We start from the raw sequence: 18,799 nt of genomic DNA, 5'->3' as shown, positions 1-18,799 counted from the left end.
AATCACTTATTCTGTTGTAGGCCAAGCCTCTTGCGAGTCTGGCGGCCAGTTCCAATTAACCTGCTTTGCGGTAGACGTACTTCTTGGGATCTATCTGCTGTCCACCCCGCAACACTTCGTAATGCACATGGGGTCCTGTCGAACGCCCAGTGCTTCCCATGGTGGCAATTTTCTCGCCCTTGGCGACCACATCACCTACAGTTACTGACAAAGCTTTATTATGGCCATAGCGGGTGCGCAATCCGTTACCGTGATCTATCTCCACCAACTCACCATAGCCAAACATATTCCCGGCCCATGTCACCACACCACCACCGGTGGCGATCACATCGGCTCCTTCTGTACCCGCAAAGTCTATGCCTTTATGCACAGTTCTGCGGCCATTGAAAGGATCATTACGTAAACCGTAGGGCGAAGATAACCAACCTTTATTGATTGGCCGCCCTGATATATAACGCTCTTCATCTATATGGAGATTGGAAGCCACTGTTTCAAGCAGTGACAACTGAGCATTATTGCTATCAATTCCTGATGCCAGCCGATCCATATCAGAGATCAGCTGCTCCAGCTCTATGCTGGTACCCAGCTCGCTCAAACCACCCAGACCTACCTCGGCGCCGAAATCGAACTGTTCTTCAAGTTGGTAATTCTGGGCAAGAGTTTGCCCGAGAGCCTCAAGCCGGGTCAGTTTGGCCTGCATTCTGGCGACATGCGCCACCAGAGTTGCCAACTGAGTCTCTGTTGCTTGCTTGAGTTCTTTGACTTGTTTCTGTTGCTGCTCACGAGCCTGACGCTCGTTGTCGACGTTAGCCTGTTGCGACTCAAATCGCTCGGCGTTGTAATGATAGAGCCCAGTGCCCGCAGCGAGGAGCAAAATAGGCAACAGCAACCAGCGTTTGCCCGGTTGCCAGCGCGTCACGCCATTCCGACCTTGAATAAAAACTGTTACACTCATAGCCTAATTCAGCCATCTTATTATCGTAATGAAGAAGCTCCCTCAGCACCTCAGCCAATTACTGCATCAGTCGGGACGTTTGCCCGATCTGGCCGAGAAAGCGGAGCTTTTGTTGTATCTGAACCAGCATGTCAAACAACTGCTGTCAAGCCCTGTCAGCGAACAGCTGAAAGTTGCCAATCTGCGCCAAAGTGTGTTGGTTATTGAGACCCCTTCCGCCGCTTGGGCCGCCAGGATTAACTTTCAAAAAACCAAACTTCTTGCCCAACTTCAGGCAGAAACGCTCCCAATGCTTACCGCTATTGAGGTTAAAGTCAACCCGGCACTGGCAACATCGGGGGCAAAACCCCAAGTGGTTCACAGACAGCTGAGTGAAACTGCAGCTTCACATATTAATGCACTGGCCGAACACACCGAGGGCGAGCTGGGCCAGAAACTAAAACGGCTGGCTGCATTAGCCAGCCGTAAAAGGCAGTCCTAGTTTTACGATTAAGCCATCACGACATTGGATGGCATCATAAAGCTGACAGGCACATCCGCTTCTTTTTCGAAGCTGACCAACTCCCAGGCATCCTGCTGGGCAAGCAATGCCCGCACCAGCTGGTTGTTCAGGGCATGCCCCGTCTTGTAGGCACAGAATTCTCCGACTATGGCGTGACCCGCCACATACAGGTCACCAAACGCATCCAGAATCTTGTGCTTAACAAATTCATCCTCATAACGCAGGCCATCGGGGTTGAGGACACGATATTCATCAAGCACAACCGCGTTTTCCATACTGCCGCCCAATGCCAGGTTGTTGGCACGCAGATACTCGATATCACGCATAAAACCAAAGGTTCTGGCACGACTGATATCTTTCACAAAGGCAGAAGAGGAAAAATCCATCACCATATGCTGTTGACTACGGGCGATTTCAGGGTGATTGAAATCGATGGCAAAATCGACTCTGAAACCTTTGAAAGGTCGCAGTTCAGCCCACTTATCACCGTCTTCAACACGCACTGTGCGCTTGATTTTCAGATATTTCTTGGCCGCTGACTGATCTTTGATCCCCGCGCTTTGCAGCAGGAATACAAAAGGGCTGGCACTGCCATCCATGATAGGGATCTCGGGAGCATCCACTTCAATAACGGCATTGTCGATTCCCAAACCCGCAAGTGCAGCAAACAGATGCTCAATCGTTGAGATGCGAACACCTTCATCATTGACCAGAGCCGTACACATAGTCGTTTCACGCACCTGCTCTGCCTTGGCAGCAATCTCCACTGCCGGCTGCATATCGGTGCGCACGAGTACGATCCCTGTATTGACTGGTGCGGGCTTGATAGTCAAAGTCACCTTATTGCCGGAGTGCAAACCGACACCGGTGGTCTTTACCATTTTTTCAACAGTTCTTTGAAAAATCATTTAGTTACCCGTATTCATCTCAACAAAAAGCCCTGCCTTTGACGATAAAATCGACACTCGTCAGGCGCGGCTGGTCGGATATCCTAGCATAAATTGGTAATTTCACAAAAATTTACCTGCCTTTGCTTAACAGAAACAAAGGAGATCACCCAATTTACACCAGCGATAACCGCCAGTATCAGTCGGCTTGCTTACGCAAAAACGCCGGAATATCCAAATAATCAAGCTCGTTTTTGTGCGGGTTGGGCGCAGGCTGTGACGCAGGAACCGCATTGCTCTTGTGAGATACAGGCGCAACAGCTTCTTCCTGAGGCACGTAAGCTTCGACCTTAGGCTCTGGTACAGGTTCCTGACGTGGAGCAGGTTTGGATACCAGCTGAATGTCAGGTTTTCTTTCCGAACCTATGCCGGTAGCAACTACAGTGACTCGCAGCTCATCGCTCATTTCCGGATCGATAACAGCACCAACTACCACTGTCGCGTTGTCAGAAGCGTAAGCCTTGACGTGGTTACCCACAGTCTCGAACTCTTCGATGCTCATATCCATGCCGGCAGTGATGTTGACCAATACGCCGCGGGCGCCTGCCAAGTCGATATCTTCCAGCAGCGGACTGGCTACGGCCGCTTCGGCAGCTTCTTCGGCGCGGTCTTCACCACGAGCCACCCCTGTGCCCATCATGGCGTTACCCATTTCGGACATAACGGTTTTCACGTCGGCGAAGTCGACGTTAATCAGACCGGGACGGGTGATCAGCTCAGCGATACCCTGCACCGCGCCCAAGAGTACGTTGTTGGCGGCAGCGAAGGCATCCAGCAGTGATGTACCACGGCCCAATACCTTGAGCAGCTTCTCGTTGGGGATAGTGATCAGCGAGTCAACATGTTTGGCCAGCTCTCCAATACCCTGATCGGCATAGGCCATACGCTTCTTGCCTTCGAATGGGAAAGGCTTGGTGACCACGGCCACTGTCAATATCCCTTCTTCGCGGGCAATCTGCGCCACCACAGGAGCAGCACCTGTACCCGTACCACCGCCCATACCGGCAGCGATGAAGATCATATCCGAGCCCTTGATGGCCTCACGGATATTTTCACGATCTTCTTCGGCAGCAGCGCGACCGACTTCCGGGTTGGCACCGGCGCCCAGGCCCTTGGTGACATCACGTCCCAGTTGAATTGTGGTGCCCGCGGCAGACTTACGCAGTGCCTGGGCATCTGTATTGGTGGCAACAAACTCAACACCTTCGATGTTGTGTTTCACCATATGTTCGACGGCATTACCACCGCCACCACCGACGCCGATGACCTTTATCACCGCCTCGTCAGAATGAGTATCCATGATCTCAAACATGGTTGAATTCTCCGTATTACCTGCGTTTACGTAAGTTAAAACTCACCTTTAAACCAGCTCTGAACCCGATTCCAGAGACTGGTCACCCCTTGACGCTCGGGTCGTTCAAACTGACGTTCGATAACCCTGCGCGCGCCGTAATGTAACAGCCCAACACCTGTGGAGTAGATGGGCTGATCCACATATTCATACAAACCTTTCACCGGCAGCGGTGATGCCACCCTGACCGGCATGCCGAACGTGGCTTCGGCAACATCCACAGCCCCTTCGATAGAGGCTGTGCCACCGGTCAACACTATGCCGGCGGCAATTTGATCTTCTAGGCCACTGTCCTTTAGCTCTTTGAATACCAACTCGAACAGTTCCTGATATCTGGGTTCAACCACTTCGGCCAGTGTATGACGCGACATGGTTCTTGATGGCCGGCCACCTACGGACGGCACCTCTATGCTGTCCTCACGGCTCACCATGGAGCTGCGGGCACTGGCATGCTGCACTTTAATCTGCTCGGCATGCGACAGCGGCGTGCGGAAAATTTTGGCGATATCACTGGTTACCTGATTGCCGGCCACCGGCACCACGGCGCAGTGACGCAGAGCGCCATTGGTATACACAGCAATATCTGTGGTACCGCCACCGACATCCACCAGACAAACACCCAGATCTTTTTCATCATTGGTCAGTACCGCATCGGCCGAAGCGATACCGGAAAACACCAGGTCGTCCACCTTGAGGCCACAGCGCTCAACACTCTTGGTGATATTCTTAGCCATATCATTGGCGCAGGTGACTATATGCACCTTGGCTTCCATCCGCATGCCGGACATGCCAATAGGGCTGCGGATCCCTTCCTGAACATCTATGGCATATTCCTGCGGCAGTACGTGCAAAATGCGGCGCTCGGTGGGGATCTTCACCGAACGGGCCGTGTGAATGACGTTGTCCACGTCTTCCTGGGTCACCTCTTCATCATTGATGGAGACCATGCCGTTTTCGTTCTGACAATCGATATGCTTGCCGGAAATGCTCAAATACACCGAAGACACCTGACAGTCTGCCATCAGCTCGGCCTGATCCAGGGCCCGCTGCACACTGCGCACGATAGAATCGAGGTCGTTGACCCCGCCTTTATCCATGCCGCGTGATGGATGATTACCCAGACCGACGACACTGATTTCGCCATCGGGCAAGACTTCACCTATGATCACAGCGACCTTGGATGTCCCTATGTCCAATCCGACGATCAGATTTCTATCTTGGTTCTTGGTCATTAATTAACGGCTCTCTTCTTGTGCGTCTTCCCAGCCTACTGCCAGACCCGTGTCATAGCGTAGATCCACTCTGGCGACACTCTTTTCCTGTTTAACCAACTCGGGATACACGTTGATAAAACGCTGTATCCGCGCCATCTTGTCCTCTCGTCCCAACTCCAGCATGATGCCGTTGCCCAAAGTCGCCTCCCAGGCATGTCTCGGGCTGAGACTCAATCTATCCAGCTTGAAGCTGTTTATCCGCAGCAGTTCATCCATCTGCCGAAAGGAGATCAATACCTCCTTCGCCATAGGTTCAGGTCCCGCCAACCAAGGCAGATTTTCCAGCCCGGGTTGCGGTGGCGCCAGGAACACCTCGCCGTGTTCATTGAGCCATTCATCCTGATTCCAGTGCGCCACGGCGACCTGCTCCTGCAGATAAACCTTCAGCTTGGCCGGCCATTCGCGCCGAACCGAGGCCCTGTATACCCAAGGCAGGGCCTCCAGCGCCTGCTGCACCTCAGCCACATCAGCGCTGAAAAAGCTACGCTGCATCAAGTCCTGCAAGGCGCCACGGATTTCCGCATCCGTGGTGTACTGGCGCTCGCCTTTTATCGCCACTGCCTCAATGGGCAAGGCCTCGGCATCATTCAGCACCAGTCCCAATTTCCAAGCCGCCAAGCCGAATGCCGCCAGTACCAACAGCAGAAAGCCAATCCCGCTGCAGAGATACCAATTGACCCCGGCTAGCCTTGCCCGGCCCTTGTGCAACCTGTCCTTCAGCGCCATGGTCCTGCCCGTTAGCTTGGCGGAAAACCGGCCATTATATAGGGCTGGTTTTCTTGGTCAAAAGATACTGTTTTCAAGCCATTAAGCGGCGAAAATCTATTCAGCAATCGTATCTTTCTTATCATCACTAAACCCCAGTTTGCTGCTCGCCAGTTGGCGCGCCAGGGCGCCTATATTGCCGGCGCCTTGGGTCATCAGCAGATCGCCGTCCTTGAGCACATCCGGCAGTATCTCCTGCAACTGCTCCGGCGTAGCGACATAGATAGGGTCGACCTGACCACGCAATCTAATGCTGCGGCACAACGCGCGGCTGTCTGCTCCCGCGATAGGTGCTTCACCGGCGGGATAGACCTCCAGCAGCAATAGACCATCGACCTGAGACAATACTTCGACAAAGTCCTCGTACAGATCCCGGGTGCGGCTATATCTGTGTGGCTGATAAGCCATCACCAGGCGCTTATTAGGCCAACCGGCGCGAGCAGCCTTGATAGTGGCAGCAACTTCACTGGGATGATGGCCGTAATCATCAACCAGCATCACCTCGCCCTTGGGAGTATCGAAGGCCCCCAGATGCTGGAAGCGGCGGCCAATTCCCTGGAACTCCGCCAGCGCCTGCACTATGGCGGCATCATCTATATCATCTTCACAGGCCACGGCAATCGCCGCCAAGGCGTTCAGCACATTGTGCCGTCCCGGCAGATTCAGCAGCAGCTCCAAGTCGTCCCGCCCCTTGCGACGCACGGTGAAACGGCATTGATGTCCTTCCTGGCTAAAGTTGAGTGCCTGTACATCGGCCTCATCACTGAAGCCATAGGTCACCATGTGGCGACCAATACGTGGCATGATCTCTTTCACCACAGGATCATCGATACAGAGCACGGCCACACCGTAGAACGGCAAGTTATGCAGGAAGTCCACAAAGGTGGTTTTCAACTTCTCAAAATCGCCGCCATAAGTATCCATATGGTCGGCTTCAATATTGGTTACCACACTCACCATGGGCTGCAGATGCAGGAAGCTGGCATCACTCTCATCGGCCTCGGCGATAAGGTAACGGCTGTGCCCCAAGCGAGCATTAGTGCCGGCACTATTGAGCAGGCCACCTATTACAAAGGTCGGATCCCGCTCGGCCTGGCCATAAACACTGGCGATAAGGCTAGTTGTAGTGGTTTTGCCATGGGTGCCAGCAATCGCCACCCCATGACGGTAACGCATCAGCTCGGCCAGCATCTCGGCACGGCGCACTATCGGAGTGCGACTGGCTCTGGCGGCCGCGACTTCCGGGTTATCCGCTTTAATCGCGGTGGAAACCACCACCACATCAACGTTCACCACAGCCTCGGCACTGTGGCCGATAATGATGCGAGCACCCAGAGCCGCCAAACGCTCAGTCACGGCATTTTCGGCAATATCCGAACCACTGACCTGATAACCTTCGTTAACCAGAACCTCGGCAATGCCCCCCATGCCGGCACCACCTATGCCAACAAAGTGAATACGACGCACCCGGCGCATTTCCGGGATCATGGCGCGAAGCTGGGCGTATTTCTCTGCTCTGTTATTCATCTATTTCCTTTCTCTGCCAGTTCGATACAGACTTGGGCGACTTTATCGGTCGCATCCAGCACGGCGGCCGCTCTGGCTCTTTGCCCCATCAGGGCCAATTCATTTCTATCACTGCCAAGCAGGGCCAGCTTATTCGCCAGCCTGGGCACATCGACAATCGGCTGCGGCAACAGGAAGGCCGCACCCGCATCCACCAACACCTGGGCGTTGCGGGTCTGGTGATCATCCACCGCATGGGGATAAGGCACCAGCAGGCTGGGCAGGCCAACGGCCGCCAACTCGGAAACGGTTAACGCTCCGGCGCGGCAGATGACCACATCGGCCCAGCGATAAGCGGCTTCCATATCATCGATAAACTCAGCCACTTTGACTCTGCCGTCTTGTCCCAGCTGCTGATATTCAGCTTCCACCGGCACCTGATTACCCTTGCCCACCTGATGCCAAACCGTCACCGACTGTGACTTGCTGACCTCGGCAACCACGGCCGGCATAAGGTCGTTGAATACCTTGGCCCCCAGGCTGCCACCGACGACCAGAATTTTCAGCGCATCCTGATGCTGGGCTCTGGGCTGCCCACCCAGAGTGATAAGCTCCTGGCGAATAGGGTTGCCCACCACTTCGGCTTTACCCGGCTCGAAGGTGTTGGCAAAGGCGCACAGCACCTTGGTAGCGATACGGGAAAGCAGCTTATTGGTCATCCCCGGAATGGCGTTTTGCTCATGCAACACCAACGGAATACCACTGAGCTTGGCGGCAACGCCGCCCGGACCGCTGGCAAAGCCGCCCATGCCCAACACCACATCCGGCCGAAATTCGCGGATGACCCTGCGCGCCTGAATAATCGAGCGCAGCACCTTGAAAGGTGCCGCCAGCTTGCGCACTATGCCGTTGCCGCGCACGCCCTTGATGTCGATAAAATCTATGTCAAAGCCGTGTTGAGGCACCAAGCGCGCCTCCATCCGGTCTGCCGTACCCAGCCAGCGCACCTGCCAACCCTGCTGTGCCAGGCGTCTGGCCACTGCCAACGCCGGAAAAACGTGACCGCCGGTACCACCGGCCATCACCAAAATACGTTTGTTATTCACATTATTACCTTTCATGACTTCAGCCTTCCCTGTACCGCCTGGATCAGGCTGAGACGCCGCTCATGATCTATCCGGATCAGCATCATGACCGCAGCCGTCATCACCCAGAGACTACTGCCGCCATAGCTGATAAAGGGCAGTGTCAGCCCCTTGGTCGGCAAAATGCCGATACTGGCGCCCACGTTCACCACAGTCTGGAAACAGATCCAGATCCCTATGGCGTAGGCCAAATAACCTTCAAATGCCCGGTCCATGGCCAAGCATTGACTGCCGAGACGAATTGCCCGCAGCGCCACAAACAGCAGTACCGCCAGCACAGCGATAATGCCGATAAATCCAAGCTCTTCCCCTATAACGGCAAAGATAAAGTCAGTGTGCGCCTCCGGTAGGTATTCCAGTTTCTGGATACTATTGCCAAGCCCCTGACCAAACCAGTCACCACGGCCATAGGCCATCAGCGACTGAGTCAACTGGTAACCACTGCCGAACGGATCCTGCCAGGGGTCGAGGAAGGAGGTTACCCGCCGCATCCGGTAGGGCTCCAGCAACACCAAAGCCACAAAGGCCATGACCCCGGTGAGGATCAGCGCAAAGAAGTCCAGCAAACGGGCGCCGGCCAAAAACAGCAGTCCCACAGTGCCGACAAATAGTACCACCACGGTTCCCAGATCCGGTTGCATCAGGATCAAGAAGGCATAGACGGCAAAAACCGCAATCGGTTTGTAAAAGCCCTTGGCGTTTTCACGCACTTCCTGATGCCGCCGTACCAGATAACCGGCCATGTAGACCGCAAAAGCAAACTTGGCTATCTCAGCTACCTGAATTCTCACCGGCCCCAGAGACAGCCAGCGGGTCGCCCCGTTTACCGTGGTGCCCACTATCAGCACAGCCACCAACATGACTCCAACCAACAACAGCATCAGCGGACTCAGTTGCTGCCAGCGCTGCATCTCTACCTGCAACACCACTGCGGCTATCACCACGCAACCCACCAGATAAAACAGATGACGGGTCACAAAGTGAAACGGATTACCTGTCAGGCTCTGGGCTTCCGGCATAGAAGCCGACATCACCATCACAAAGCCAAAGGCGATCAACGACAAAACGGCAAGCAGCAAACGCCGGTCATACAGTTGCATGCCCTGCGATTGCTTCTCACCGAACCAGTCAGGCCAGCGCCACTTGAGGCTGGTCCCGAACAGGCTGAGTTGTCGTTCATCACTGCTCATCCAGCGCCTCCACCAGTTGGCGGAAATCATCGCCTCTGGCCATAAAGTTGCTGTACATATCCAGGCTGGCACAGGCCGGTGACAACAAGACTATGTCTCCGGAACTCGCCAGTTCGGCGGCCTTGCTCACGGCTTCTGCCATGGAGCCAACCTTGATGGCGCCCTCTTTCAATGCCGCAATCTTGTCACCGTCTCGCCCTAGGGTAATAAGGTGAGTCACAGAGCCGAGCGCATTGGCAAGCGGCCGGAAATCGGCTCCTTTACCATCACCACCGGCAATCAGGATCACATCACCGAGGTAGTCGCTGAGCCCTTCGAGCGCAGCCACGGTAGCGCCCACATTGGTGGCCTTGGAATCGTTGATCCAGGTGGCGCCATTCTTGACCGCCACCAGTTCACATCTGTGCGGCAAGCCTTTGTACTCGCGGGCCACTCTGGCCATGGCTTCCTTATCCACGCCGGCCGCATCGGCCAACGCCATGGCGGCCAGCAGGTTGGCGTGGTTATGGCTGCCGAGCAGTGCCACATCCATCAGATTCATGATTTCACTGCTGCCGTGGAAAATCTTGCCGTCGGTGATCCCCCACTCATCCCCTTCGGGGTTACCCAAACCAAAGCTATTGTTGTTCATGGGTGACATGGGCTGAGTTTGCGGATCATCCCGGTTGAAAATCGCCAGTCGGCTCAGTTCATAGAGCCGCAGTTTGGCCTGGCGATAGGCTTCCAGGTCGCTGTATCTGTCCATGTGGTCTTCAGAAATGTTCAGGCAAGTTGCCGCCAAACACTTGAGACTATGAGTGGTTTCCAACTGGAAACTGGATAGCTCCAGCACATAGTGACTGACGTTTTCGCCCAAAAGCTCCAACGCCGGTACCCCTATGTTGCCGCCGATGGCGGCTTGCTTGCCACCGGCTTTGAGCATTTCACCGACCAGAGTCGTCACAGTCGACTTGCCATTGGAGCCGGTAATCGCCAGCACACATGGGCCCTTGTCGGCGATGGCGCGGGCAAACAGTTCCACATCGCCGATCACTTCTATGCCCATATCCAACGCTGCCCTTACTTCGGGGGTATCCATGGGGATCCCGGGACTGATGATGATCTGCTCGGCCTGCACCAGACCTCGGCAATCGAAACCACCGAAGCAAAATTCCAGATCCGGAAACTCATTTTTCAGCGCCTCAGCACCGGGTGGATTGCGGCGGCTGTCCATCACCATAGGGGCATGCCCCTGAGCTACCAGATAGCGCACCACAGACAAGCCTGTGGCCCCCAATCCCAACACTATGTGCGAACAGCGACTCATCATGACTGTTTACCTCAACTTCAGGGTGGCCAATCCCAGCAGAACCAGGAACAAAGAGATAATCCAGAAACGCACTATCACTCTGGGCTCGGGCCAACCTTTCAATTCATAGTGGTGGTGTATGGGTGCCATACGGAAAATCCGTTGGCCACGCAGCTTATAGGATCCAACCTGAAGGATGACTGACACTGTCTCCATTACGAATACACCGCCCATGATCACCAGCAAGATTTCCTGGCGTACCAGCACTGCCATGGTGCCGAGCGCCGCTCCCAGTGACAACGAGCCCACGTCGCCCATAAACACTTGTGCCGGATAGGTGTTGAACCAAAGGAAACCAAGACCGGCACCGACTATCGCGGTGCAGACAATCACCAGTTCACCGGCGCCAGGCAGATGTGGAATATGCAAGTAGCCGGCAAATTGCGCATGGCCGGAGAGGTAGGCAATAAGCGCAAACGCCGCCGCGACCATAACGGTCGGCATAATCGCCAAGCCATCGAGGCCATCGGTCAGGTTAACCGCATTGCTCGAACCCACTATGGTGAAGTAGGCCAAAACAACGAAGAACAGCCCCAGTTGCGGCATCACATCCTTGAAGAAAGGCACCACTAATTGGGTTTCACCCGGCAGGGCCGCGGTGGCGTAGAGATAAAAGGCCACAGCAATCGCTGCAAGCGACTGTAAAATGTACTTCCAACGGGCCACCAGCCCCTTGGGATCCTTACGCACCACCTTGCGGTAATCATCGAGGAAACCTATGAGGCCAAAGCTGCCCAGAACGAATAACATCACCCAGACATAACGGTTACCGAGATCGCCCCACAGTAGAACACTGATAAAGATCCCCGCCAGCACCAGCAATCCACCCATGGTTGGGGTGCCACGCTTACTGAAATGTGACTCAGGGCCATCGTTACGCACCACCTGGCCTATCTGCAAAAGCTGCAAACGTTCAATCAACTTGGGCCCCCACCAGAGCGCGAAGCTGAGGGCGGTTAACAACCCCAGAATCGCTCTGAAGGTCAAATAGGAAAACACGTTAAACCCGGTATAAAACTGGGTTAGATACTCCGCCAGATACACCAGCATCTACACTAACTCCCCACGCCCGAAGGCTGATTTAAGGGCCTCGACCACACGCTCCATACGCATGCTGCGTGAACCCTTGACCAATACAGTGACACTCCCTGACAACTGATTGATATATTTGATTAAACTTTCCACCAAACGCCCTTGGGTATCCAGATGTTCCGTACCAAACCCCTGGCTGGTGTTCTGGGTTAATTGACCGCAGCAAAACAGGGCATCTATCCCGGCCTCCCGGGCATACTCACCCAGCTCGCGATGCAAAAGGGGGGCATTGTCGCCTAATTCCCCCAAATCGCCCAGTACCAGAATGCGATTTCCGTGAATTTCGTGAAGCCAGTTGATCGCAGCCTTGACCGAGGCCGGATTGGCGTTATAGCTATCGTCGATCAGCTGCACCCGCCCAAGCTCAGTGGGCAGCATGCGTCCCTTGACCGGCTGCATCTGTTGCAAGCCAGAGATAATGCTTGCCATATCCAGGCCCAGCGCCAGGCAAACCGAAGTTGCCGCCAGAGCATTGGCCACCTGATGTCGGCCGGCCAACGGCAGCGCCAGCAGATACTCCTGTTGCTGCCAGCAAAGAGTGCAGCGATAACGCCCCGAGGCATCGGCCTGTAAATCTTTGGCTGTCAACTCGGCTGCTGCGTCAATGCCATAGCTTAACTGACGGTAGCCTAACGCAGCCTGACGCATTACCTCGGCGTATCTGTCATTGGCATTGATAATGGCGCAGCCGTCCGGGGCCAAGTGATTGAAAATCTCGGATTTGGCCGCCGCCACACCGGCCTCTGAGCCAAACCCTTCGAGGTGGGCGCTGGCAACATTGTTCACCAGGGCAACATCCGGGCGCACTATGGCCGAGGTGTAATCAATTTCACCCTTGTGGTTGGCACCAAGCTCAAATACCGCGTACTCGTGTTCAGGCTCCAGTCGCAAGGCTGTCAGCGGCACGCCTATGTCGTTGTTGAAGTTACCGGCGGTGTAGAGCACCTTGGCATGTTGCGACAATATGGTCGCCAACATCTCCTTGACGCTGGTCTTGCCGTTGGAGCCGGTCAAGGCAACACACTTGGGTGATACCAGGCTGCGTACTATGGCCGCCAGTTGCCCCAGGGCCTGGTGAGGATCGGCCACCAGCAGCTGCGGCACATCGAGTGCCATCTCGCGGCTGACCAGGAGCGCTGCGGCGCCATTTTTGACCGCCGTTGGCGCAAACTCATGGGCGTCGAAGCGCTCGCCCTTGAGGGCGATAAACAAACCTTTGGTGCCTATATCGCGGCTATCTGTGCTGACACTCTCAATCAACTGCTCTGCGGCAGTCGCTGGAATCAACTTGGCATTTAGCGCCGTGGCTATCTGTTGCAGAGTTAAAGGGATCATGCCTTGCCTCCGCTAAGTTCCAGCGCCAAGGCCCGCTCATCGTAGTGATGACGGCTTCCTGCAACTTCCTGATAGGTTTCATGCCCCTTACCAGCCAATAAAATCACATCTCCCGCCTCGGCCTGGGCGCAAACCTGTTTAATGGCTGTCACCCTATCGACACAGGAAAGTGCCGCCTCGGGGCGGGTCAGCCCGGCCATGACTTCATCAATGATGGTTTGCGGCTCTTCGCTGCGAGTATTGTCGCTGGTGACCATCAAGCGGTCGGCAAAAGCCTCGGCAGCGCGGGCCATCAGCGGCCGCTTGCCCCTGTCACGATCGCCGCCGCAGCCAAAGACACACCAGAGGCGGTTGTCGGTATGCAGCCGCAGCGCCTTGAGCGCTTGCTCCAGCGCATCCGGGGTGTGGGCATAATCCACCACCAGCGAAAAACCTTTGTTCGACGGGAAACACTCCATCCGTCCGGGCACGGGCTCCAGGGCCGGTGACAATGTCAGCAGCTTTTGCAGCGGATACCCCATGGCATAGAGCGCCGTCAGCGCCGCCAACAGATTGGAGAGATTGAATTCACCCAGCAGCGGGGTTTCCAGCACACCTTTGCCTTCCGGCCAGTGGATCTCGGCGCGCACGCCCTTGGCGTGATATTGAGGATTAACAGCAACAACTGCCGCTCTGGGATCTGGCTTAATGCTATAGCCGAGCAACTTGGCCTTGGGCAGTTCCTCGAACCAGGCCTGCCCTGTGGCGTCATCCAGGTTAATCACGGCGTGTTTGAGACAGGCAAACCGCATCAGCCTCAATTTGGCGGCGGCATAAGCCTCCATGGTCAGGTGGTAATCCAGATGATCCCGGCTCAGGTTGGTAAACACAGCCACTTCAAAGGGCGCGGCTTCTACCCGCCCCTGCACCAAACCGTGGCTGGACACTTCCATGGCGCAGACGCTGACATCCATCTGCTCAAAAGCCTTGAGCTGGGCCATCACGGCCAAGGCATCACTGGTAGTATTGGTCGCTTGCTGGAGCTCCCCCAGCAAACCGTTCCCCAAAGTGCCCATAACACCGGCCTTTTCGCCGAGCAAAGACACCCACTGGGCGATTAGCTGGCTGACAGAAGTCTTGCCATTGGTGCCGGTAATCCCCACCAGGCGAGGCTTGACCGCGTGAATGCCATAGAACTGGGCCGCCAGCGCCGATAGCTGCCGACTCAGTTGAAAAAAGTAGATGGTTAAGCCTTGCTCCCGCTCCACCTTGCCGTCGGCATCCGGATCGTCCGTATGCAGCAAGGCAGCCGCGGCTCCCTTGTTGAAGGCGGCGGCAACATACTCCCGACCATCGGCCTGATGTCCGGGAACGGCCACGAAAAGGCCACCTTCAACCACTTTCCGACTGTCTAGACAGGGCTCGGCCACCGCCTCCGCGCCGGAGTAATGAAACCAGGGAGCCAGCAGATCCCGCAATAACATCATTCTGCTCTCCTAGGTACCTGAGCCAGTTGCACGCGAGTATCATCACTCACAGGCTCCACATTCAACATCTGCAACGCGCCGGACATCACCTTGCCAAACACAGGTGCCGCCACCACGCCGCCGTAATATCTGTCCCCTTTGGGCTCGTTGATCACCACTACCATGGCGAGCCTGGGGTTATTGGCCGGCGCGACACCGGCAAACAGGGCAACATAATCATCGCCATAGCCACCGGCTATTGCCTTACGACTGGTGCCCGACTTACCGGCGACCGGATAGCCTTCAATGTGCGCCCGGGTACCTGTGCCGCCCTTCTCGGTCACGCCCACCAGCATGTTGATCACATCGCGGGCCACGTCCGGGGCTATTACCCGGGTGCCTTCCGGCGGTTGCTTCAGTTTAAGAATCGATACCGGGTAAAGCATGCCGCCGCTGCCCAGAGTGGCGTACATACGCGCCAATTGCAGCGGGGTAGCGGTCAGGCCATAGCCGAAGGACAGAGTCGCCCGTTCAAAGTCGGACCATCTGTGTCTGTCCTGCACCAAACCGGCACTCTCGCCGGTCAGGTTGATCCCTGAATAGTTGCCGAGCCCCATGGACTGATAGGTGCCCAGCAGCTGCTGCACCGGCATTTCCAGTGCCAACTTACTGATCCCCACGTTACTGGACTTGATCAAAATCTTCGCCAGCGACATATCGCCATAGTTGCGGGCATCCCGCACCTGCCGACCACCGATACGCATCCAACCGGGTGATGTCGGGATCAGCTCATCGCTCTTGACGATTCCGGCTTCCAGCGCAGCCACCACCACAAAGGGTTTCACCGTCGAACCCGGCTCGAAGGTGTCTGTCAGGGCGCGGTTACGCATCCTGTGGCTCTGCAGGTTTTCCCGCGAGTTGGGGTTATAGGAGGGGGTATTGACCATCGCCAGCACTTCACCCGTGTGCACATCCAGCACTACCACAGAACCGGATGTTGCCTGGTTCATTTCGGTGGCACGCTTGAGTTCACGGTAAGCCAACTGCTGAATACGCTGATCTATGCTGAGCACCAGATCATTGGGGCTCTCGCCCTCCTGGATGATATCCAGCCGCTCAACCACCCGGCCGTCACGGGACTTGCGCACCTTCTGTTTGGAGGGGGTACCGGTCAGCCAGCTGTTGTAAGTGTTTTCAATGCCTTCGATGCCGACATCATCGATATTGGTGATCCCGACCAGCTGAGCGCTGATCTCACCGGCCGGATAGTAACGGCGTGATTCAGACTTGAGGTAAATGCCAGGTAGCTTCAGTTGCTCGATATAGTGCGCTACCGCCGGGGTAACCTGGCGCTTGAGGTAGGTAAAGCGTTTCTTGGGGTTAGACTGCACCCTGGCCAACAGGTCATCCAGCGGCTCGTGCAATACATCGGCCAGCGCCCGCCAACGGCGCATATCATTGAAGCCATCCTTGTCGTGAACCACCTTGGGATCGGCGTAGACGGCACGCACAGGCACGCTGACGGCCAGCATCTCGCCGTTGCGGTCAGTGATAAGCCCCCTTTGCACCTCGTTGGAGGTGGTTCGCAAAGTGCGCATATCACTCTCATGACGCAGTTTTTCCGGTTCTATCACCTGGATGTAGGCGGCACGTCCAACAAGCGAGACAAACAACAGGCAAACAAAAGCCACCACCACTTGCAGTCGCCAGTGGATCAGTTGGGGCTTTTGAATCCTTTTAGCCTGTTTTCTCATGGGAGTCTCACTACCACCTCTTCATTGGGTAAGGGCCTTATCATGTCCAATTCCTTGGTCGCAATCCGGGTTATCCGGCTGTGCTCTGCCTGCGACTGTTCTTCCAGCAACAGGTTGCGCCACTCGATATCCAAGCGATCCCTTTCCTGTAACAGCTTGTCCAACTCACTGGTTTGGGTACGGCTGATGTGGCTGGTATATACCACGGCAACCGCATTACCCAGTACCAGCATGCCCAGCAAGAGGATCCATTTGTGCTGCCAAAGATCCTGCAGCACTATGCGCGCCAGATTGAGTTGCGACTTACTCACCGTCAACCTCAGTAAGGCAAACGCTCGGCAATTCTGAGTACAGAACTGCGGGCCCGGGCATTAACGGCAATCTCTTCATCCGACGGTTTCATCGCCTTGCCTATGGGCAACAGCTGCCGCGAGCGATTGAGCTCGGCCTCGGTCACCGGCAAACCGTAGGGCACTTCCTCGCCTTTGCTGTGACGGCGGATAAAACGCTTCACCATGCGATCTTCAAGAGAATGGAAGCTGATGATCGACAGCCGCCCCTTGGGCGCCAGTACTTGCAGTGCCCCTTCCAGTGCTTGATCTATCTGATCCAGCTCGCTGTTGATATAGATGCGAATCGCCTGAAACACTCGGGTTGCCGGATGCTTGTTGCGCTCTTTATGTTTGGTGATCCTTTCGATCAAGCCGGCCAAATCTTTGGTGCGTAAAAACGGCTTCTCATCACGGTCGGCGGCGATACAACGGGCGATATGGCGGGCATTTTTCTCTTCACCATAGGTCTTGAACACCCAGGCCATATCTTCGACCTCGGCCCTGGCGAGCCATTGAGCTGCCGTTTCACCCTGGCTGTTATCCATCCGCATATCCAGTGGGCCATCACGCAGAAAACTAAAGCCTCGTTCGGCATCGTCCAGCTGCGGCGATGACACACCGAGATCCAGTAAGACACCGTCTATCTTGCCCACCAGCCCCAGTTGCTCAACATAGTCGGCCAACTGGCCAAAACCGCCATGGACTATGGTGAAACGCGGATCATCGGCAAACTGTTTGGCAGCTTCAATGGCCGCCGGGTCTCTATCGATGGCAATCAGCCGTCCCTGTTCACCCAGGCGGGAAAGGATCTGACGTGAGTGTCCGCCTCGACCGAAAGTGCCGTCGATATAGATGCCATCTGGGCGGATATTGAGCCCGTCTACCGTTTCTTGAAGCAGGACAGACAGGTGGGCAAAGTTTTGGCTCATCACTCTCTTCTTTAATCTGGTCTCACTCATCAGAGTGAGAAATCAGCCAGCCGCTCACTGGCGGTCAATCCCTGGCTCTTAATCATCTCCAGGCTGTCGGCCAGCTGCTGCTGCCAGACCTGCTCATCCCAGAGTTCGAATTTGTTCAACTGCCCGACCAACATGGTCTTCTTTTCCAAAGAAGCGTATTGCCTGAGCGGCGGAGTCAGCAAAACCCGGCCGTTGGCATCCAATTCACATTCCTGGGCATAGCCCAACATCAGGCGCTTCATCGCCCGCTCCTGTGGTTGAAAATCAGACAGACCGAGCAGCTTGTCGGCGACTTTGTTCCATTCGTTTATCGGATAGATCAACAGGCAGGGAGATTGGATATCCACGGTGATTACCAGCTTGCCTTGATGATCGGCATGCAGAGGCTCGCGGTATCGCGTTGGCATAGCGATCCGCCCCTTGGCATCCAGATTCAAAGCACTTGCGCCGGAAAACACTTGGTTTCATCCTTGCTCAGTTAATAGATCCACAAATATCCACAAATTCCCACAGATGCTAAGTTTAGGGATAGTCAACAAGGATTGTCAAGCAATGCAAACTCGAATAAAGCCAGTCACCAAGCGGGTTAGCAGCGTGTCACAACATTTTTTGAACAGCCGAATTCCAAGTGGCAAAAAGTGGTGCTACGGCCCCTGGCAGTGGAAAATTTCAACACTGACAGGGGAGATTTTCACAGTGAAAAGAAACGATTGTGGAGAAGTTTCCCGGATCTAGGCATTCAGGAGTACGATCCAGTGCAAACTTCTGTGGCGGCAAAACTCGGCCAGGATAAACCACTATGCCAACCTTACAGCTGTATCTGAGGGTTAAATGTTAAATCATGGTTAACTAAAATTTCTTGCCATATCAGAGCGACAGGCTTTTCCTACATAGTGTTC

General features: G+C 55.3%; 17 protein-coding genes. 1 reads left to right on the top strand and 16 read right to left on the bottom strand.

Annotation, left to right across the window (positions count from 1 at the left end; all coding sequences use genetic code 11):
- Nucleotides 1-55 precede the first annotated feature (55 nt).
- Nucleotides 56-955, bottom strand: a complete 900-nt coding sequence (locus ACWAU4_RS02175; protein WP_028781130.1) for a M23 family metallopeptidase — start codon at nucleotides 953-955, stop codon at nucleotides 56-58.
- 28 nt (nucleotides 956-983) lie between these two features.
- On the opposite strand from ACWAU4_RS02175, the gene ACWAU4_RS02170 reads away from it, so the two are divergent.
- Nucleotides 984-1,436 carry a DUF721 domain-containing protein gene (locus ACWAU4_RS02170; protein WP_454290438.1) on the top strand — a complete coding sequence of 151 codons (453 nt, stop codon included), beginning with the start codon at nucleotides 984-986 and terminating at the stop codon, nucleotides 1,434-1,436.
- An 8-nt stretch (nucleotides 1,437-1,444) separates the two neighbouring features.
- On the opposite strand, the gene lpxC is transcribed toward ACWAU4_RS02170, so the two are convergent.
- The 15 genes from lpxC to mraZ all read right to left on the bottom strand — a co-directional run bounded on the left by lpxC (nucleotide 1,445) and on the right by mraZ (nucleotide 18,358).
- A complete protein-coding gene (lpxC, locus tag ACWAU4_RS02165; RefSeq protein WP_025010896.1) occupies nucleotides 1,445-2,365 on the bottom strand; it encodes a UDP-3-O-acyl-N-acetylglucosamine deacetylase in 921 nt (306 codons plus the stop codon).
- A gap of 178 nt (nucleotides 2,366-2,543) precedes the next feature.
- Nucleotides 2,544-3,716: a cell division protein FtsZ gene (ftsZ, locus tag ACWAU4_RS02160; protein ID WP_025010895.1), complete on the bottom strand. Its 1,173-nt coding sequence runs from the start codon at nucleotides 3,714-3,716 to the stop codon at nucleotides 2,544-2,546.
- A gap of 35 nt (nucleotides 3,717-3,751) precedes the next feature.
- The gene (ftsA, locus tag ACWAU4_RS02155; RefSeq protein WP_025010894.1) at nucleotides 3,752-4,987 is read right to left on the bottom strand and encodes a cell division protein FtsA; all 1,236 of its coding nucleotides are present in this window, start codon (nucleotides 4,985-4,987) and stop codon (nucleotides 3,752-3,754) included.
- A gap of 3 nt (nucleotides 4,988-4,990) precedes the next feature.
- The gene (locus ACWAU4_RS02150) at nucleotides 4,991-5,755 is read right to left on the bottom strand and encodes a cell division protein FtsQ/DivIB (RefSeq protein ID WP_101058279.1); all 765 of its coding nucleotides are present in this window, start codon (nucleotides 5,753-5,755) and stop codon (nucleotides 4,991-4,993) included.
- A gap of 96 nt (nucleotides 5,756-5,851) precedes the next feature.
- A complete protein-coding gene (gene murC / locus ACWAU4_RS02145; protein WP_208146114.1) occupies nucleotides 5,852-7,321 on the bottom strand; it encodes a UDP-N-acetylmuramate--L-alanine ligase in 1,470 nt (489 codons plus the stop codon).
- On the bottom strand, nucleotides 7,318-8,421 hold the full coding sequence (gene murG, locus ACWAU4_RS02140) for an undecaprenyldiphospho-muramoylpentapeptide beta-N-acetylglucosaminyltransferase (protein WP_044733550.1): 1,104 nt from the start codon (nucleotides 8,419-8,421) through the stop codon (nucleotides 7,318-7,320). The genes murC and murG overlap by 4 nt, the downstream gene beginning before the upstream one ends.
- The gene (ftsW, locus tag ACWAU4_RS02135; RefSeq protein WP_107006120.1) at nucleotides 8,418-9,635 is read right to left on the bottom strand and encodes a cell division protein FtsW; all 1,218 of its coding nucleotides are present in this window, start codon (nucleotides 9,633-9,635) and stop codon (nucleotides 8,418-8,420) included. The genes murG and ftsW overlap by 4 nt, the downstream gene beginning before the upstream one ends.
- Nucleotides 9,625-10,944: a UDP-N-acetylmuramoyl-L-alanine--D-glutamate ligase gene (gene murD, locus ACWAU4_RS02130; RefSeq protein ID WP_025010891.1), complete on the bottom strand. Its 1,320-nt coding sequence runs from the start codon at nucleotides 10,942-10,944 to the stop codon at nucleotides 9,625-9,627. Before murD ends, ftsW begins: the two co-directional genes overlap by 11 nt.
- A gap of 6 nt (nucleotides 10,945-10,950) precedes the next feature.
- Nucleotides 10,951-12,033, bottom strand: coding sequence for a phospho-N-acetylmuramoyl-pentapeptide-transferase (gene mraY, locus ACWAU4_RS02125; RefSeq protein ID WP_071237737.1), 1,083 nt, complete (start codon nucleotides 12,031-12,033; stop codon nucleotides 10,951-10,953).
- A complete protein-coding gene (locus ACWAU4_RS02120; RefSeq protein WP_045283628.1) occupies nucleotides 12,034-13,410 on the bottom strand; it encodes a UDP-N-acetylmuramoyl-tripeptide--D-alanyl-D-alanine ligase in 1,377 nt (458 codons plus the stop codon).
- Complete coding sequence (gene murE, locus ACWAU4_RS02115) at nucleotides 13,407-14,876, bottom strand: UDP-N-acetylmuramoyl-L-alanyl-D-glutamate--2,6-diaminopimelate ligase (RefSeq protein ID WP_045283627.1); 1,470 nt, start codon at nucleotides 14,874-14,876, stop codon at nucleotides 13,407-13,409. The genes ACWAU4_RS02120 and murE overlap by 4 nt, the downstream gene beginning before the upstream one ends.
- Nucleotides 14,873-16,609, bottom strand: coding sequence for a penicillin-binding transpeptidase domain-containing protein (locus ACWAU4_RS02110; RefSeq protein WP_025010888.1), 1,737 nt, complete (start codon nucleotides 16,607-16,609; stop codon nucleotides 14,873-14,875). The genes murE and ACWAU4_RS02110 overlap by 4 nt, the downstream gene beginning before the upstream one ends.
- Entirely contained in the window at nucleotides 16,606-16,920 is a 315-nt protein-coding gene (gene ftsL, locus ACWAU4_RS02105) for a cell division protein FtsL (protein WP_025010887.1), read from the bottom strand. Before ftsL ends, ACWAU4_RS02110 begins: the two co-directional genes overlap by 4 nt.
- Before the next feature lie 8 nt (nucleotides 16,921-16,928).
- The gene (gene rsmH / locus ACWAU4_RS02100; protein ID WP_025010886.1) at nucleotides 16,929-17,870 is read right to left on the bottom strand and encodes a 16S rRNA (cytosine(1402)-N(4))-methyltransferase RsmH; all 942 of its coding nucleotides are present in this window, start codon (nucleotides 17,868-17,870) and stop codon (nucleotides 16,929-16,931) included.
- Between the two features lie 29 nt (nucleotides 17,871-17,899).
- Nucleotides 17,900-18,358, bottom strand: coding sequence for a division/cell wall cluster transcriptional repressor MraZ (mraZ, locus tag ACWAU4_RS02095; protein WP_025010885.1), 459 nt, complete (start codon nucleotides 18,356-18,358; stop codon nucleotides 17,900-17,902).
- Nucleotides 18,359-18,799: the final 441 nt, after the last annotated feature.

This window comes from Shewanella sp. FeAMO, assembly GCF_053653955.1.
This window is presented reverse-complemented; position numbering and strand designations above follow the sequence as displayed.

Bases quoted from the DNA above. Each gene is read 5' to 3' on its own strand.
- ACWAU4_RS02170 (WP_454290438.1), top strand. From the start codon at position 984: ATGAAGAAGCTCCCTCAGCACCTCAGCCAATTACTGCATCAGTCGGGA.
- ftsA (WP_025010894.1), bottom strand. From the start codon at position 4,987: ATGACCAAGAACCAAGATAGAAATCTGATCGTCGGATTGGACATAGGG.
- ACWAU4_RS02120 (WP_045283628.1), bottom strand. From the start codon at position 13,410: ATGATCCCTTTAACTCTGCAACAGATAGCCACGGCGCTAAATGCCAAG.
- ACWAU4_RS02150 (WP_101058279.1), bottom strand. From the start codon at position 5,755: ATGGCGCTGAAGGACAGGTTGCACAAGGGCCGGGCAAGGCTAGCCGGG.
- murE (WP_045283627.1), bottom strand. From the start codon at position 14,876: ATGATGTTATTGCGGGATCTGCTGGCTCCCTGGTTTCATTACTCCGGC.
- murG (WP_044733550.1), bottom strand. From the start codon at position 8,421: ATGAAAGGTAATAATGTGAATAACAAACGTATTTTGGTGATGGCCGGT.
- murD (WP_025010891.1), bottom strand. From the start codon at position 10,944: ATGATGAGTCGCTGTTCGCACATAGTGTTGGGATTGGGGGCCACAGGC.
- murC (WP_208146114.1), bottom strand. From the start codon at position 7,321: ATGAATAACAGAGCAGAGAAATACGCCCAGCTTCGCGCCATGATCCCG.
- ACWAU4_RS02175 (WP_028781130.1), bottom strand. From the start codon at position 955: ATGAGTGTAACAGTTTTTATTCAAGGTCGGAATGGCGTGACGCGCTGG.
- ftsW (WP_107006120.1), bottom strand. From the start codon at position 9,635: ATGAGCAGTGATGAACGACAACTCAGCCTGTTCGGGACCAGCCTCAAG.
- ftsZ (WP_025010895.1), bottom strand. From the start codon at position 3,716: ATGTTTGAGATCATGGATACTCATTCTGACGAGGCGGTGATAAAGGTC.
- ACWAU4_RS02110 (WP_025010888.1), bottom strand. From the start codon at position 16,609: ATGAGAAAACAGGCTAAAAGGATTCAAAAGCCCCAACTGATCCACTGG.
- mraY (WP_071237737.1), bottom strand. From the start codon at position 12,033: ATGCTGGTGTATCTGGCGGAGTATCTAACCCAGTTTTATACCGGGTTT.
- rsmH (WP_025010886.1), bottom strand. From the start codon at position 17,870: ATGAGCCAAAACTTTGCCCACCTGTCTGTCCTGCTTCAAGAAACGGTA.
- lpxC (WP_025010896.1), bottom strand. From the start codon at position 2,365: ATGATTTTTCAAAGAACTGTTGAAAAAATGGTAAAGACCACCGGTGTC.